12 protein-coding genes are annotated in these 16,034 nt (G+C 50.9%); 4 read left to right on the plus strand and 8 right to left on the minus strand.

Annotation, left to right across the window (positions count from 1 at the left end; all coding sequences use genetic code 11):
* Position 1 precedes the first annotated feature (1 nt).
* Complete coding sequence (locus CCC32_RS09575) at positions 2 to 2,323, plus strand: pectate lyase family protein (protein ID WP_287074052.1); 2,322 nt, start codon at positions 2 to 4, stop codon at positions 2,321 to 2,323.
* A gap of 1,022 nt (positions 2,324 to 3,345) precedes the next feature.
* On the opposite strand, the gene CCC32_RS09580 is transcribed toward CCC32_RS09575, so the two are convergent.
* From CCC32_RS09580 to CCC32_RS09610, 7 genes are all read right to left on the minus strand, one after another.
* Positions 3,346 to 3,741: an endonuclease domain-containing protein gene (locus CCC32_RS09580; protein ID WP_287074054.1), complete on the minus strand. Its 396-nt coding sequence runs from the start codon at positions 3,739 to 3,741 to the stop codon at positions 3,346 to 3,348.
* Positions 3,742 to 4,511: 770 nt separating this feature from the next.
* Positions 4,512 to 4,844, minus strand: a complete 333-nt coding sequence (locus tag CCC32_RS09585) for a hypothetical protein (protein ID WP_287074056.1) — start codon at positions 4,842 to 4,844, stop codon at positions 4,512 to 4,514.
* A 149-nt stretch (positions 4,845 to 4,993) separates the two neighbouring features.
* Positions 4,994 to 6,463 carry a phosphohexomutase domain-containing protein gene (locus CCC32_RS09590; RefSeq protein WP_287074059.1) on the minus strand — a complete coding sequence of 490 codons (1,470 nt, stop codon included), beginning with the start codon at positions 6,461 to 6,463 and terminating at the stop codon, positions 4,994 to 4,996.
* A 975-nt stretch (positions 6,464 to 7,438) separates the two neighbouring features.
* Positions 7,439 to 7,873, minus strand: a complete 435-nt coding sequence (locus CCC32_RS09595; RefSeq protein ID WP_287074062.1) for an HU family DNA-binding protein — start codon at positions 7,871 to 7,873, stop codon at positions 7,439 to 7,441.
* A 203-nt stretch (positions 7,874 to 8,076) separates the two neighbouring features.
* Complete coding sequence (locus CCC32_RS09600) at positions 8,077 to 8,331, minus strand: DUF4248 domain-containing protein (protein WP_022315701.1); 255 nt, start codon at positions 8,329 to 8,331, stop codon at positions 8,077 to 8,079.
* 29 nt (positions 8,332 to 8,360) lie between these two features.
* Positions 8,361 to 10,580, minus strand: a complete 2,220-nt coding sequence (locus tag CCC32_RS09605) for a DUF3987 domain-containing protein (protein WP_287074065.1) — start codon at positions 10,578 to 10,580, stop codon at positions 8,361 to 8,363.
* Positions 10,581 to 10,849: 269 nt separating this feature from the next.
* Positions 10,850 to 11,473, minus strand: a complete 624-nt coding sequence (locus CCC32_RS09610) for a BT4734/BF3469 family protein (protein WP_287074067.1) — start codon at positions 11,471 to 11,473, stop codon at positions 10,850 to 10,852.
* Positions 11,474 to 11,593: 120 nt separating this feature from the next.
* Between CCC32_RS09610 and CCC32_RS09615 the strand changes: the two genes are divergently transcribed.
* Positions 11,594 to 11,719 carry a hypothetical protein gene (locus tag CCC32_RS09615; protein WP_287074069.1) on the plus strand — a complete coding sequence of 42 codons (126 nt, stop codon included), beginning with the start codon at positions 11,594 to 11,596 and terminating at the stop codon, positions 11,717 to 11,719.
* A 257-nt stretch (positions 11,720 to 11,976) separates the two neighbouring features.
* Positions 11,977 to 13,539, plus strand: coding sequence for a PD-(D/E)XK nuclease domain-containing ATP-binding protein (locus tag CCC32_RS09620; RefSeq protein ID WP_022316524.1), 1,563 nt, complete (start codon positions 11,977 to 11,979; stop codon positions 13,537 to 13,539).
* Positions 13,540 to 13,572: 33 nt separating this feature from the next.
* Here the strand turns inward: CCC32_RS09620 and CCC32_RS09625 are convergent, their stop codons facing one another.
* The gene (locus CCC32_RS09625) at positions 13,573 to 14,760 is read right to left on the minus strand and encodes a hypothetical protein (protein ID WP_287074072.1); all 1,188 of its coding nucleotides are present in this window, start codon (positions 14,758 to 14,760) and stop codon (positions 13,573 to 13,575) included.
* A gap of 416 nt (positions 14,761 to 15,176) precedes the next feature.
* On the opposite strand from CCC32_RS09625, the gene CCC32_RS09630 reads away from it, so the two are divergent.
* Positions 15,177 to 15,992 carry a tetratricopeptide repeat protein gene (locus tag CCC32_RS09630; RefSeq protein ID WP_287074075.1) on the plus strand — a complete coding sequence of 272 codons (816 nt, stop codon included), beginning with the start codon at positions 15,177 to 15,179 and terminating at the stop codon, positions 15,990 to 15,992.
* The last annotated feature ends 42 nt before the right edge of the window (positions 15,993 to 16,034 follow it).

Consider the following 16,034-nt stretch of genomic DNA (forward strand, 5'->3'; position numbering starts at 1 on the left):
AATGAAAAAGTTACAATCAATACTCACAGCATTCCTGTGTATGCTGTTCGTCAGTGCTTCAGCACAGACAAAGAGTGACCTGACCACTAATCGAGGTTCACTCACTCCATCCACAGGCAACAACGTGCCGCTCAACGTGAACAAGAACCAGATGCGCCTCACGCTCACTTCAAACGACGTGAAGTATTACAACACCGAGTCTATATCATCCGTAGACATCAATGGCGGCAACATCACCATCAACCCCCTCAGCGGTTCAGCATCCGACGTGTATTCTGGCAATGTCAGCCGCATAGCCTTTGCCAAGGCAAAAGAAGGCGGTGAGAGCGGCGACATCAACAATCCTGCCGGAGCCATCAACATCACGGAGTCTAAGGGCTGGCTTGAGAGTGCCTATGCCAAATGGGCACCATTCTCCGGAGCAGAATCCTACAATGTGTATTGCAACGACAAGCTCATCGACAAGCAGCTCGTACGCCTCTATCCGTCGTATGTGCGTGCCGACGTGCTCGGTCTTGCTGCCGGAACATATTCGCTGAAGGTAGTTGCCGTTGACGCCAACGGAAACGAGATAGCCAGCTCGGCAAGCTACGTAACAAACCTGAAAGTGAAGAACTACAGCCGTGAGGGCTTCGCTCAGTTCAAGAGTGGCAACAACGGCGTTGGAGCCTACAATACCGACGGTACGCTGAAAGCCGGAGCCAAGGTGTTCTACGTTACTGCCATGACAGCCAAGACAATCTCTACCGACGTTGCCGGAGCCGGCACCTGTACCGGTATCCAGGCAATCATCGACGGTTATCAGAAAGGTCAGGACAAGACACCTATCGCTTTCCGTTTCATCGGACTGGTGAAGAAGTCAGACCTCGACAAGGTGTCAAGCTCTGAAGAGGGTCTTCAGATCAAGGGCAAGGGAGAATACAGCGAGATGAACCTCACATTCGAGGGCGTGGGCGACGATGCCACAGTACACAGCTTTGGATTCCTCTGCCGCAACGCTTCGAGCGTGGAGTTCCGCAATCTTGCCATCATGCGCTGCATGGACGACTGCATCTCTCTCGACACCAAGAACTCCAAGATCTGGATACACAACATGGACTTCTTCTATGGTCCTAACGGAGGCGGCGACCATGCCAAGGGCGACGGAACAGTAGACCTGAAGGGCGACTCACAGTATCTCACCATTTCATACAACCGCTTCTGGGATACCGGCAAGAGCTCTCTCTGCGGTATGACAAGCGAGAGCAAGCCAAACTATATCACATATCAGCACAACTGGTTCGACCATGCAGACTCCCGTTGTCCGCGCATCCGCACTATGAGCGTTCACGTATGGAACAACTATTTCGACGGAGTGGCAAAATACGGTATCGGAGCTACAAGCGGTTCGAGCGTCTTTGCCGAGAACAACTATTTCCGTTCTACCAACAAGCCGATGCTCATCTCAAAGCAGGGTTCCGACGTGAAGTACGATCCCAAGGGCACATTCTCAGGTGAGGATGGTGGAATCATAAAGTCTTTCGGCAACGTATTCGCCGAGAAGACCTCCAACTTCTCATTCGTCACCTATCAGCAGGACAACGTGAACTTCGACGCCTACGAGGCTTCATCACGCGACGAGCAGGTGCCTTCGTCAGTAAAGACACTCCAGGGTGCCACTTCATACGACAATTTCGACACCAACGCCTCTCTGATGTATTCATACAAGGCTGATGCTGCAGAGGATGTACCTGCTGTAGTCACAGGCTTCTATGGTGCAGGACGCATCAACCACGGCGACTTCTCATGGGATTTCACAGGCAAAGACCAGTCATACGAATACGACTCAGCTCTCGGTTCAGCCCTCGACAACTACAAGACCACACTCGTGAAGATCTATGGCGAGGGAGGCAACTCCTCAGAGACAGGCGGCACACAGCCTGGTGGCGGTTCTGAAGGCGGTTCCGGCTCAGAGACCGGTGGCGGCAGCACTACCGTAGAGGGTACCGTGCTCTGCACCTTTGAGGGCAAGACACCATCAAGCTCACTCTTCACTGTTACTGGCAACTACTCCACATCAAAGGGTACTGCCACTATCGACGGCACTACCTACAACACCTGTGTGAAGATGGAATCAACCACATCAATCACTTTCACACTTGCTGAGAGCATGAAGGCCACTTTCTATTTCGCAGATGCCGAGACTGCCTCGTTGAAGGTAGACGGCGAGAAGAAGACTGCAACCGTGAGCTACTATACAGAGACTCTCTCTGCCGGCGCCCACGAACTGACGAAGGCAGATTCACGCAATCTCTTCGGAATAAAGATTGAACCTCTGAAATAATTTCCTATCGGTCATTAGGTTGTTTGGCGCTTTTTTTATAGCAGCTTCGCCTAATTACCGATTTGGGTTAAAATAACAACGGAGTGTTACACATATTCGCTTATGGGAACACTCCGTTGTTTCGTATTAGCCAATTAGCAAGTCTTTGTGGTCTTTTAACAGCTTATCCATAAGCCAGAGTAACCTGCACCACCTTTTCAGCCCCCACCTCGCCTCAAACCCATCCTAACCTTCCCAAAGGGAAGGAACAAGTTACTCCTGCAAATCACCATCAGCCCCCACCTAACCTCCCCCGTAGGGGAGGGACAGATACACTTGACTGGTTGATTGTCAATGGCTTATCAGATTCGGAGTAACCTGCATCACCCAGTCTTTGACAGAACAGGAGTAACCTGCATCTCCCCTACGGGGGAGAACGAGAGGGGGCTGATGATGATAAGCGGAGTAACATTGCATCTCCAATTCAGCCCCCACCTAACCTCCCCCGTAGGGGAGGGACTGATACACTTGACTGGTTGATTGTCAATGGCTTATCAGATTCGGAGTGACCTGCATCTCCCAGTCTTTGACAGAACCGGAGTAACCTGTATCTCTCAGTCTTTATCAGATTCGGAGTAACCTGCATCTCCCAGTCTTTGACAGAACCGGAGTAACCTGCATCTCTCAGTCTTTGACAGATTCGGAGTGACCTGCATCTCCCCTACGGGGGAGAACGAGAGGGGGCTGATGATGATAATCGGAGAAACTTCCTCCTATTCACAACATCTGCCTCCATCTTAATCATATCAGCCCCCACCTAGCCTCCCCCGTAGGGGAGGGACAGATACACTTGACTGGTTGATTGTCAATGGCTTATCAGATTCGGAGTAACCTGCATCTCCCAGTCTTTGACAGAACCGGAGTAACCTGTATCTCTCAGTCTTTATAAGATTCGGAGTGACCTGCATCTCCCCTACGGGGGAGAACGAGAGGGGGCTGATGTCTGAGGAACCGGATATACAATAGAATTACCAAAAATAATTTCAAAGTAGCAAATTAATGCAATCTCCAGGAATATGTTTGGGATTATTTATGAAATGAAGAATACTCTCTATCACCCCATCGATACAATCAAATACAATTGAATTGTCAAAACGTAAAACGGTTATTCCTAATCCATTTAAATACTGCGTCCTGTCAGAATCATAAGAATGGGCATTGAGACTATCATGAACGGTACCATCAAGTTCGATGCACAATTTCACATCACTACTATAGAAATCGAGTATGTATGGACCTACAGGGCATTGACGTCTGAACTTGACGCCAAGCATCCTGTTTCGAAGATATTGCCACAGCTTAATCTCAGCTGGTGTGGCATTACGACGAAGATGTCTTGCCTTATCATTACTCGTTATTATTGTAGGTTTGTATTTCATGAAACTTTTATTTATATTAATTTATTACAACTATTGTATCTGACTTCAGCCCCCACCAATCATATCAGCCCCCACCTAGCCTCCCCCGTAGGGGAGGGACAGATACACTTGACTGGTTGATTGTCAATGGCTTATCAGATTCGGAGTGACCTGCATCTCTCAGTCTTTGACAGAATTGGAGTAACCTGCATCTCTCAGTCTTTATCAGATTCGGAGTGACCTGCATCTCCCCTACGGGGGAGAACGAGAGGGGGCTGTTGATGATTACAGGAGAAACCTAGTCCTATTCTCGATATCAGCCCCTCTTAATCATATCAGCCCCCACCTAGCCTCCCCCGTAGGGGAGGGACAGATACACTTGACTGGTTGATTGTCAATGGCTTATCAGATTCGGAGTGACCTGCATCTCTCAGTCTTTGACAGAATTGGAGTAACCTGCATCTCTCAGTCTTTATCAGATTCGGAGTGACCTGCATCTCCCCTACGGGGGAGAACGAGAGGGGGCTGTTGATGATTACAGGAGAAACCTAGTCCTATTCTCGATATCAGCCCCTCTTAATCATATCAGCCCCCACCTAGCCTCCCCCGTAGGGGAGGGACAGATAGCTTGGAAGATTGAATACTTCTGCTATCGTATTATCGATGACGCTTATAAGATCATTAAATTTTCCAAGTCGCTTATAAGACCATTATATTTTCCAAGTCGCTTATAAGACCATTATATTTTCCAAGTCGCTTATAAGACCATTATATTTGGGTTTAGCCAGTTCTTACATGCTTCCATACATCTTCAGAATGTCCGGCGAAGGCATTACGGCGTTCACCTCTTTTATCCACTCTCTGCAGCTGTCCGTTTCGCTAATGCTGCTGAATGTCGCTTCCATGTCGGTCATTCCCCACATCCGCTCGAAAGGCTCCCATCTGGGGCTTATCTGCAGCAGGGTGGCGATAGAGTCAGCCAGCAGCGTCGCCTTCTTGGTATCGGGGTCTACGGGCTTCAGATCCTCTCCCACATATCCATACGCCATGAGTATTCCCCACAACACCTGTGCTTCGGGAGTGTCCAGTGGCTGTGCCACGATGTTCTCGCTTTCGTTTTTCATATTTAGTCTTGTTCCAATTTCTTTCTCTTATGTATTTATTCCCCGACGCTCGTCTTATGGTATACCCCAAAATCCTTGTCTTATGGTATACCCCAAAATCCTTGTCTTGCGGTATGCCACAGAACGTTCGTCAGCCGGTCTTGTCATTCTCAGAGCAGTCCCATTCCTTTCAGCTTGGCTTCTATCGCAGCCACTCCTCCTTCCACGTTGCTCTCTATGTTGAGAGGCATTACGGGGTCGTGCAGCGACATACGCAAGAGCCACCAGCCCTTTTCCCCGTCGTCAGTGCAGCTCACTCTAAGTCCCTCGTAGTTGGGTTCCACGATAGTCCATCCAGCCATTCCTGCGACTTTCGCCTTCATGTCTTCCAATACTTCCGTTCCCTGCGCCTTGAAGTCGGGTTCCGTCAGCTTTATCCTTATCTCCTTGCTCTCCTTCGGCTGCTTGAGAGTGGCAATCATGTCGTCCAGACGCTTGCCCTGCCTGTATAGCTTAGCCGCATTTACGATGAGCTTTGCTGCCAGATAAGCTCCGTCGTCCAGGAAATGGTTCTCTCTCAGTGCTGCGTGTCCAGATGTCTCTATTGCAAGCCAGCATTCCTCACCGGTCTGGTTGAGCCTTATCCCCTCGTTTATCACGTTCTTGTATCCTCTGCGGAAGCGGTGGTGCCTGCCTCCCAGTCGGGTGATGAATTCAGCCAGTCCGTCACTCGTCACTGAGTCTGTCACTATCGTGCTCCCCGGGTGCTCCTCCAGTATCACCGATGCTATGAGCGCTATGAGCGCGTTTCGGTTTATGGGCTCCCCCTTGTGTCCGATGATAGCCGAACGGTCCACGTCGGTATCGAATATCACTCCCAGGTCAGCCTTGCTCTCTTCCACAGCCTTGCATACCGAAGCCATAGCCTCTGCGTTCTCCGGGTTCGGTATGTGGTTAGGGAAGTGTCCGTCCGGCTCCAGAAACTGGCTTCCCTCGGTCTTGGCTCCCAATGATTTGAGTATCTTCTCGAAGAATCCTCCGTTTCCGTTTCCTGCGTCCACAATGATGTGCATTCCCTTCAGCGGTTGAGAGTATTCGTCGGCGTTCACTCCCTGGCAGATATAGTCGGCGATATGCTTTGAGTATATGGTCATGAAGTCGAGCGTCTTGCAGCTGCCTTCAGCTCCGTCGTATGCATATTCTCCGCTTTCGGCTATGTCGAGAATCGATGTTATGTCTTTCTTGTCGAGACCTCCCTTGGGTGTGAAGAATTTCAGTCCGTTGCGGTTGAACGGCAGATGGCTTGCCGTCACCATCACTGCAGCAGTGGCTTTCAGTTGCTCGCTGATGGTGGTCATAAACATAGCCGGCGTTGACGCCAGCCCGCAGTCCACCACGTTTGCTCCCGCCTCTTTGGCTCCCTTCACGAAGGCTCCTTTAATCATGTCACCTGAAATGCGGCAGTCCATTCCCACGGTGATTGTGGGTGTGTTTGTGCCTGTGGTTTTTCTGGTCCAGCAAACGAAGGATCTGGCGATAGTCTCCACCGCCTCTTCCGTGAGGTTCACGTGCTCTCCTTCAATACCTTCGAGAGCCACTCCTCTTATGTCCGAACCATTCTGTAGTTTTTTCCAATTCATAGTCGTGTAATTTGTGAATACCTATTATATATATGTTTTGAATAGTTGTGCTTATATTGTCTTATGTCGTTCATGATCGTTTGGAAACATCGTTGCGTATATGTTTTCAATGGTCATTGCCCGTACTGTCATGGGCTGCGGATTCATGTGGCCGCAATCATGGATTCATCTGCCCGGATGGGCTTTTGTTCTGGCATAGGTAGTAATTCGTGTGCAAAGATACGATTTTTTGTCAAGATTGCCAATCATGCGGTGGCTTTTAATTCATAGAACCCTTTCTAACCTTAAACCCTTTCTAACCTTAACCCCATCCTGACCTTAAACCCATCCTAACCTTAAACCCATCCTAACCTTCCCCAAGGGAAGGAACTGGTTACTCTGTATCTGAACTTTAGCCCCCACCTAACCTCCCCCGTAGGGGAGGGACAGATAGCATAGGAGATTGAATGTCAACTACTTATCCACTAGCAGGAGTAACTTGTTCCTTCCCCGTAGGATAACCCATCCTAACCTTCCCCAAGGGAAGGAACAAGTTACTCTGCTAAAGATTTCAGCCAATGAACATCAGCCCCCTCTCGTTCTCCCCCGTAGGGGAGATGCAGGTTACTCCGGTTCTGTCAAAGACTGGGAGATGCAGGTTACTCCGGTTCTGTCAAAGATTGGGAGATGCAGGTTACTCCGAATCTGACAAGGCATTGACAATCAAGCAGTCAAGTGTATCTGTCCCTCCCCTTCGGGGGAGGCTAGGTGGGGGCTGATGGTGATTTGTAGGAGCAACTTGTTCCTTCCCTTCGGGAAGGCTAGGATGGGTTTGAGGTCAGGATAGGTTCCAATACAAAGGCGTGCTGCCTTTTCCTGCGCTCAGGAAACTTGGGGCAGCACGCCGGTCATTTGCTCTCCGCTGAGAGACTGTGCTTTTCATGGTAAAGATACAGAATAAAAACAATTGAGATGCACTATGAAGTTTTTGTGTTATTATTCATTCGGGGGGGTGACGGGCTGCTTCTTCTTCGCTTCCACCACGGTGGCGCGTCTGAGACTGGTCTCCAGGTCTTTCATCTGAAGCGAACCGGTGGCGCGCGCCCTGAGCTTCAGTCCGTCGATGTTTGCGGCAACGGTGAACTCCTCTTCTTTCACAGCTCCGCCTCTGGTGTTCTTGATGCCGATGCTGAAGATGGCGAGGTCGGGGAGTTTCACGCTTCGTCCTTCGAGGAGCAGCTCCTTGATACACGACACCATGTCGGTGATGATCCCCTTTATGGCACCTGCCGAATATGGAGTGTTGTGAGCCGCCATGTGTTCAGCGAGCTTGTCGATGTCAACGGTGCTCTCTTTCACCGGGAAGGCATACCATTTGCCGAAGGAGTGACTGCCTTCCACGTTGTTCTTTTTCAGGATGTACTTGATCATAACTGTTTTACGTTAAAGGGTTAAAGTATAGGTTTCTGATGAGGAGATTCGCCAAGCCTTGGCAATCGCTCTTCAAAAAGCTTCCGGCAAGTTGTGCTCAACTGCTTCTCTCATCATTCACATTGCAAAGATACCACATCTGCCGTTAGCGGTCGTGGGTTAGTATACGTTGGCGTGGGATAAGTGATTATTTCAGTCTTTTCTCACGGTTCGCCCAGGTGTCTCAGGATGGTTTCCACCTGTCTGGGGGTGAAACATTTTGCCGTGCGCACATAGTGCTGGCTCTTGAGCTCCTCGCTCAGAGGCTTGCATCTCCTTATCCATGCCATGAGATGGTTTACGGCGGTGTGTGGCTGCGAGTCGGGGAAATATAGCATTGCCAGTTCCGACTTGCCGTATGTGCGTATCGCCATCCTCTGGGGTTCTGGCTGCGGGTTTCGTCTGCTGTTGTTGTTCATATATAAATAGGTGTTTTATGGTCAGACAATCAGTTGCTTGCATTCTCTGTTCCGCCTCTTTGCGGTTCTGTTCCACTGGTTTGCGCTTCCGTTCCGCCGTTTTGCGATGCGTCATTGTTGCCGGCAGCCGCCTTGCGGTAGTGGCCTCGGCGTGTGGGGGTGATGATGCCGTAGACATTGCAGAAGAGGTTGATCAGACGATAGGCGGATGTTCGCGATATGTTTTGTTCTTTGGCGATGGCGATATAATCACTTGCTTTGAACTCGCCGTCAGGCAACCGCCGGTAAATCTTTATTTCCTCCGGCGTCAGCTTTATCCCCTTTTCGGCAAACGGGTTTTCCGTTTCTTTTGCGAGCCTTGTGTACACACGTGCCGTGTGGTTGGCGAGCGTTTCCACTATGGTCATGGCTGTGGCAAAGTCGCGGTCGTCGCATACCATTGCGCTCTCTTCGGGCTGGAAGATGCCTCCCAGGTCGGTCATCGTGGCGAGGCGGCGCAGGGTGGAGAGCACCATGGCATAGCGGAATCCGCCGAGGGCGAGACGGTAAACGAAGGCTTTGTATTCGGAGCCCAGCATCTCGTATTGGTCTTTGAGCATCTCCTGAAACGAGGCGAGGAAGCTCTCCTGCTGGTTGGAACTCATCACGAACTGTACGGGTCTGCCTTTTCTCTCCTCCAGGGCGTGGTATAGCTTGAGCAGACTTTCGCCCATCTTGAGGTATTCCTCGTCGAAGGGACGGGTGTTGCGTGCGAACACGTTGTTGAAGTGCGGCTCCTCTTCCGGAAACTGATAGAAGAAGAATCGGCTGCCCAGTCCGTTCTCCCAGTTGGGAAAGAGCGGCTGCAGCTGTCCGGGCGTGCACGTGAGCATCACGGAGAGTCGCGGAGAGTCCACGTCGATATGGAGCTTCTCGCTCACCCGGTTCATGCTTATCGTCTCGTGGTGGAACGCCTTGCGCATGAGGTCGGAGTAGTTGCCATAGTCTGATGATATCATTGCCGACACAGTGTCTGCCTCGGTCTCGAACATGAGTCCCCATCCGCCGTTGGCGTCGATGGCGCGGTATACCGCCGAGGATGAACTGTTGCCGGGCACGAATGGCGTCCGGAACACGGGTTCTACGGGCGGCTCTCCGCGGTCGCCCTTGTCTTTCTGCTTCCGTTTCGCCTCGTATGCCGCCATCAGCCTTTCATATTCCATTTTCTTTCCCTCATATTCCCGTCGCATCTCGTCTTTCAGCGGTTTGGCGAGCTGTCGGCAGAAGTTCAAGTCGCCTTTCGACGAACCGGCATTGGCAAAGAGAATGTTGTATAGCGGAGCATACACCTTCCTGCCGTCGTAGAGTCCGTATACTCCCGAGGGCATGTCCGGCGTTCCGCTTGCCGCTCCGATTAGGCCCGAAACGATGTTCAGCGTTCCGATTATCATCTTGTCGCGGCTCACCACGTCGTCGTGTAGCTGCATGATTCTATTGAGTATGGGAGGGAGGTCTTCCGTATCCAACTTGTCGGAGAATGTATAGCCGTTGGAAAAGTCTTTACAAAATTGTCCCACTTGTCCCATTGTCCCATTGTCCCAACAGGAAATGGTGGTTTTGCCTAAGTTATTATATATCAATATATTATCTTTTTTATTACATTTATTTTCCGTTATATGGGACATTGGGACATTGGGACAAGTGGGACAAGTGGTACAATTTTGTAAAGACTTTTCCTCTCTTTTCCCTCTTTCCCTTGCCATCTCCTTGAGGTCAACATTTGCCATATCTCTTGCCATCTGGAAGAAAGTTGCGATAGTGATTCCTCCCTTGTGGCCTTTCATGCAGTTGTCGTAGAGTCGGTTGCATTCCCGAGTGTCGTAGTCGGCGTTCATCTGCGAGAGACGGTCGAAAATCTGTCTGCCGGCCTCTCCGAGTCCGTCTGAAAGTGCGAAGGCGAGTCTCAGCCAGTTGTCGTAGCCCTGTGTGATGTCGCGTCCCGATGCTGCCACTCTGTCAGCCACTTCTGCCACCCTTGCGAGAGTGTCGTCGGGAGTGGTGTAGTGGGTGTCGTGGGGTGTGGCGTTGTGGTTGTCGCAGTGTGTGGCGTTGAGGTTGTCGCAGTATGTGGCGTTGTGGTTGTCGCAGTGTATGGCGTTGTGGGCATTGTCATGTGTGGCGTTGCTGCCGTTTGCGTTTCTCTTGTTGTCCGGCTTGTTGTTGCCGTTGTGTTCCAGATATTCTGCTGGATTGAAAATTGTATGTTTCATAATTTGTTGTTTTGTTTGATTTTTTTAACTCTATAGTCAGCACTCAATGCTATCTGTCCCTCCCCTGTAGGATAAAACCCATCCTAACCTTCCCAAAGGGAAGGAACAGGTTACTTTGCCAATGAACTTCAGCCCCCTCTCGTTCTCCCCCGTAGGGGAGATGCAGGTTACTCCGAATCTGATAAGCCATTGACAATCAACCAGTCAAGTGTATCTGTCCCTCCCCTACGGGGAGAACGAGAGGGGGCTGATGATAATCGGAGTAATCCCTATCTTCTCACATAGCATCCCGGGTCGTGTGGCAGGAAGCAGGCGCGCGACACGTCGCGGCATGCCTTGTCGGCATCGATGCCATACCTGTCGAGCAGATACTGCCGTGTGGCGTCGAACCACAGTTCGTGGGGATACAGCTCTGTGTTGATGCTCACCACCCATTTCAGTCCGTCGCCCGATGGCGACACGAAGCAGAGTTCGGTGAGAAACTGCTCGTCGTCGATGAGCCTCTTGCGCAAGTCGTCGAGCTGAAAGTGGCTGCCCACATGGTCGATGTCGATGCAGAGCAGTCCGGAGTGGCTGATGAGCCCGTCGCGCGACCTGTATCTGAAGATGCCCGAGAAGGTGCAGAAGGCGAAGCCCCGCTTCTTGAAGAGCTTCCGTTCCTTCTCGTCGTGTATGTCGCGCAGACGGTATGTCGCCGTCAGTGCGTCCATATCGGTTGTGATATACTCGTATGCCTTCCCGATGCTGAAAGTGCTCCAGGGCTTCACCTGCATGGCAGGAGCCAGGAAGAAAGAAAACAGCCCCTCTTGTCGTTTTGTCAAGCTGTCGGGACTCAGGTTTCCGTTGTGTGTCATGATGTCAGTAGCCGTGCTCGCCTCGCTCTCATCCTTCATTCTGTTGAGTGGCAGCCGGTGTCGGTCAGTCCCGAGCCGCCGTGAAGGAGGGGGTCAGACACTATTGTCTCGCCCCGGCGGTGGGATGGCATTGCAAAGGTAGCGATAGGCGGCAGAAGGATGAAATTCTGCATAGTGTTCCTCTCGGAGCCGGAATCGTGTCAGCAGGCAGGGTGGGGATGTCGGTTTCCGGTGGGTAAGTGGGGATATCGTGTCGGCAGGATTATGGCAGCCGGAATATCGTGACACATCATTCACGATCAATGATTGTGTTGGCGCGTGGGATTCATGATTCGTGATTCATGGTGGTTGAATTGTGATGGCGTGTGGTGAATTCGTGATCCGTGATCAGTGTCGGTGGTCGGTCTTGCCGTTGTGTCGCAGGGAGCGGGAGTGGCTACAAACCCAAATCTGCCATTTTTATTTTTGATTTTGTCGGAATATTGTAGGCGTTTTAGACAATTTTGATTATCTTTACGGCCAAACAAAATGAACGCAAGATAATGGCATTGAAATTATATCCTATTGGCATACAGACTTTCGAAAGGATTAGAAAGGAAAATCTCCTGTATATAGACAAGACGGGGTATGTATACCGTATGACGCATACCAGCGGCAAACACTTCTTCCTGAGCCGTCCGAGGAGATTCGGCAAGTCGCTCCTCGTGTCGACACTCGAAAGTTATTTCAAGGCAGATAAAGAACTCTTCAGAGGACTCCAGATAGAAAATATGGAAAGGGAATGGACGGAATATCCCGTGGTGCATTTCGACTTCTCGGGAGGGAAACATCAGGATGCCGGACAACTCAGACGCTATATCGGCTATATGCTCGAAGAGGAGGAGAGACGGTTCGGCATTGAGTGTGATGCCGTGGACGAGAACGTGCGTCTGGAAAATCTGATAACTTCAATATACGAGAAAGAAGGCAGACAGGTGGTGGTGCTGATAGACGAATATGACGCACCGCTGCTCGACGTGGCGCATCAGGACGGACAGCTCGCCATACTGCGTGATGTCATGCGCAACTTCTACAGTCCGCTGAAGAAATGCGAGAGGATGCTGCGCTTCGTGTTCATCACAGGGATAACGAAGTTTTCACAGGTCAGCATATTCAGCGAGCTTAACAACATTACCAACATCAGCATGGACAATGAATATGCTGGCATCTGTGGAATAACAAGAGAGGAGTTGCTGACGCAGATGACTGCCGATGTGGATGAGCTCGCCCGAAAACTCTCGGTTGGGAGAGAGGCGGCAGTAAGGCTGCTGACCGAAAATTATGACGGATACCACTTTGCATGGCCATCGCCAGATGTTTTCAACCCCTACAGCCTGCTTAACTGCTTCTCGAGACAGAAGGTGGCTGGTTACTGGTTTGCCACTGGTACACCAACTTTCCTGATAGAGATGATGAGGAAGTTCGGTACCGTGCCGTCTGGCATCGGCGGAGTGCAGGCAAAGGAGTCATCGTTCGACGCTCCTACAGAGAGCATGTCGAGCATCATGCCGCTGCTCTATCAAAGCGGATATCTCACGATAAAAGACTATGACCCGCAACTTGGGCTCTATACACTCGATATCCCGAACAAGGAAATACGTATTGGGCTATACGACAGTCTGCTGCCAAACTATATGGAGACTGCCGCTGATGAGGGACGTGTGGCGATTGCCCACATGTCGACATTCATCAACAGGGGAGACATCAACGGAGCCCTGGAACTGCTGAAGTCTTTTCTCGAAGCGGTTCCATACTGCGACAATACTTTATACGAGGGACATTATCAGCAGATGCTATATCTGATATTCGCTCTGCTCACCGACTATGACATACAGGTGGAGCAGCGCACGGCAAAGGGGAGGATTGACATTGTACTCGAAACGAAGACCCACATCTTTATAATGGAACTCAAGTTTGACAAAACGGCTGAAGAAGCTCTCGCACAAATCAACACAGCGCGATATGCAGATGCCTTTGTGCTGAAAGGCAAGAAGATAGTGAAGGTGGGCATAAACTTCTGCGTGAAGGAAGAACGGAACATAACGGAATGGCTGACGCAGGAATGACATGTCTTGTAGCCCAGCCCTTCCAGCTCTGGACTATATCTCCGCCGCCACCCCGTCGCCCTCGGTCAATGCGCCGGAGGATAGCAGAAAGTCTGTGAGACTCCTGAGAAACGTGGCGTAGGGCTCCGAATGCCTGCCGGTTCCGAGCTTCTGTTCGTTTCCCTTCACCGTGTTGTAGCCGGCAAGACGGTGATGCCCGTGATAGAGCGAGAGCAGATAGCGGTGGGCAGACTTCACAGAAGCCTTGGGATTGTCTTCGATAGCCCATTTGCAGAACATGAGAGCCAGGAGAGAATGGTCGCGCCGGGAGGCGGAGTCGAGGAAGAGAGAGTCGAAATGATCTATCAGAAGGCGGGCCTGACGGGTCTTCACCATGTCGTTGCCGAAGAGCAGACGCTCCTCGGCGGTCATCCCACAGGCAAGGCGCTCGGCGATGAGAACCTTGAAGGCGAGGTTGCGCATCTCGGCTTCGTCTACTTCGTGGAACAGTTTCTGGGCGAACTGCCGCTTGTCACCGGCTGCCATGTATTCATCGAAGAGGCGGTCATTCTCCTTTATCAAGAAGGCAAACGCAGGAAGACGGTCCTCCTTGAGAAGAGGTTCGTAATACGCTTTCGCTTCCTTCATCGAGAGTTCCATGCGGTAGAGGCATTTCCCTGCATCATTCTTTATGCACTGCTCTTCATGGAGCAGCTGCGTGGTGCAGCCGATCATAGCCTCGATGAATCCGAAATACCTGACAAGCAGACCGATGAACTTCGACACGCTCGAAGGGTAGGCACGCTCGAAGAGACAGTCGCTGCAGACAATCGCAGAGGCAGCCGCCCACATGTCGGCAGAAGGTGACGACGCCATGCTGCTCACTGAGGTGTAGAGCTGGGGGGCAAGCCTCTGGATGATGGTAATGAGCGGCAACACCATCTTCTTGTGGCGCATGAAGCAGTCGAGGACCGATTTCACATAGCCCTTCTTCTTCACGGCGAAAAGCCCGTTGTATTGATGCGTGAAGTCCAGGAAATGCTCGTGCTCCTTCTCGATGATGAACAGTCTGTAGCTGAGTACGGAACAGAGCCGGTTGATGTCTTCGTCGTTCATGCCATGGCTGCTGATGGCAAATGCCAGCTTGTCTTCTATATCGTCATGCTCCATGACGGGCATCCTCTCGAGAATGTCGAGAGCTGCGGCGTCGGGGGATATGGAGGTGGGGAAGAGGTTGTTCATGGCAGCAGTTTTAGATGATTTGATAGGGCAGCGAGAACTTCAGACCATGGGTCAGGACTTGCTTTCTTCTATTGGCGGCGAAGTCCGCAAAGGCTGCATTACACACCCGTAGAGATTTCATGACTCACAAATTCCAAAGTTAGTGATTATTTCGCTTGCTACAATGAAGAAAGTGGAAAAAAATTGAATTTTAACTTAATTTAGTTGACGGTTCACAGTTGACGGTTAACAGATGATGGATGACAGTTGACGGCTGACAGATGATGGTTGACAGTTGACGGTTAACAGATGATGGTTGACAGATGACGGTTAACAGGCGTTGCTGAAATCGAAAAAAACTTATTATTGTCAGCTTGTCGTTTTTTATCATTATATTTGCAACTTGATAACGCATTATTGAAAATCAAGACAAGGGCATGGCAAGAAGACTATATCCATTGGGAATACAGACATTCGCGGAAATCATCAGACGGAAGATGGTATGTGTGGACAAGACGGCATACGTGTGGAACATGGCTGCGACAGGAAAATTCTATTTTCTGTCAAGACTCATTGTGGCACGATACGCCACAATAGTGGTGATGGCGCTTATGTGTGTGCACACAGAGGCGGGAGCGCAGACCAGAAGCCAGCTCAGAGACTCGCTCAAGGTGGCTGCCGACAGACTGGCATACAGTCCGGACTCAACTGACCTGAGACTCAAGAAGGCGGGATACAACCTGAGACTCGAACAATGGGCGTATGCACAGGACGAATACGACTATATCCTGAAAAGGGAACCCGGCAACCCGGCAGCCCTCTTCTACAGGGCTTACACGAACGAGAAGCTTCACAGAGACGATTTCGCGAGAAGAGACTATGAGAGCCTGCTCACGGTAGTGCCGGGACACTTCGAAGGACAGCTCGGACTGGCTCTGCTCAATCAGAAGAGCAAGCGGTATACGGAGGCTCTCGACCAGATAAACAGGCTCGTGACGCAGTATCCCGACAATGCCGTGGCGTATGCCGCAAGGGCGGGGATAGAGATGGAGCAGGGGATGGTGGCGCTTGCCATATTCGACTATGAGGAGGCGATAAAGCGCGACTCCACAAACACCGAATACCGCATAGACTATACCGACGCCCTGATACGCGACAGGCGGACGGCAGAGGCAAGGAAACAGCTCGACGAACTCGTCAGGATGGGAGTGGCAAGGGCGTCGCTCAGAGATTTCTACAAGAGGGCGAAGTGAATATGACAATATATAGAATTAAAAATACCCAATTAGCAGAAG

Source organism: Prevotella sp. LMAG:51 (assembly GCF_008680225.1).
In the GTDB taxonomy this organism is placed as follows: domain Bacteria; phylum Bacteroidota; class Bacteroidia; order Bacteroidales; family Bacteroidaceae; genus Prevotella; species Prevotella pectinovora.

What these genes read in the sequence shown, in the direction of transcription:
- CCC32_RS09575 (WP_287074052.1), top strand. Translation starts at nt 2, where the DNA reads ATGAAAAAGTTACAATCAATACTCACAGCATTCCTGTGTATGCTGTTC.
- CCC32_RS09580 (WP_287074054.1), bottom strand. Translation starts at nt 3,741, where the DNA reads ATGAAATACAAACCTACAATAATAACGAGTAATGATAAGGCAAGACAT.
- CCC32_RS09585 (WP_287074056.1), bottom strand. Translation starts at nt 4,844, where the DNA reads ATGAAAAACGAAAGCGAGAACATCGTGGCACAGCCACTGGACACTCCC.
- CCC32_RS09590 (WP_287074059.1), bottom strand. Translation starts at nt 6,463, where the DNA reads ATGAATTGGAAAAAACTACAGAATGGTTCGGACATAAGAGGAGTGGCT.
- CCC32_RS09595 (WP_287074062.1), bottom strand. Translation starts at nt 7,873, where the DNA reads ATGATCAAGTACATCCTGAAAAAGAACAACGTGGAAGGCAGTCACTCC.
- CCC32_RS09600 (WP_022315701.1), bottom strand. Translation starts at nt 8,331, where the DNA reads ATGAACAACAACAGCAGACGAAACCCGCAGCCAGAACCCCAGAGGATG.
- CCC32_RS09605 (WP_287074065.1), bottom strand. Translation starts at nt 10,580, where the DNA reads ATGAAACATACAATTTTCAATCCAGCAGAATATCTGGAACACAACGGC.
- CCC32_RS09610 (WP_287074067.1), bottom strand. Translation starts at nt 11,473, where the DNA reads ATGAAGGATGAGAGCGAGGCGAGCACGGCTACTGACATCATGACACAC.
- CCC32_RS09615 (WP_287074069.1), top strand. Translation starts at nt 11,594, where the DNA reads ATGAAATTCTGCATAGTGTTCCTCTCGGAGCCGGAATCGTGTCAGCAG.
- CCC32_RS09620 (WP_022316524.1), top strand. Translation starts at nt 11,977, where the DNA reads ATGGCATTGAAATTATATCCTATTGGCATACAGACTTTCGAAAGGATT.
- CCC32_RS09625 (WP_287074072.1), bottom strand. Translation starts at nt 14,760, where the DNA reads ATGAACAACCTCTTCCCCACCTCCATATCCCCCGACGCCGCAGCTCTC.
- CCC32_RS09630 (WP_287074075.1), top strand. Translation starts at nt 15,177, where the DNA reads ATGGCAAGAAGACTATATCCATTGGGAATACAGACATTCGCGGAAATC.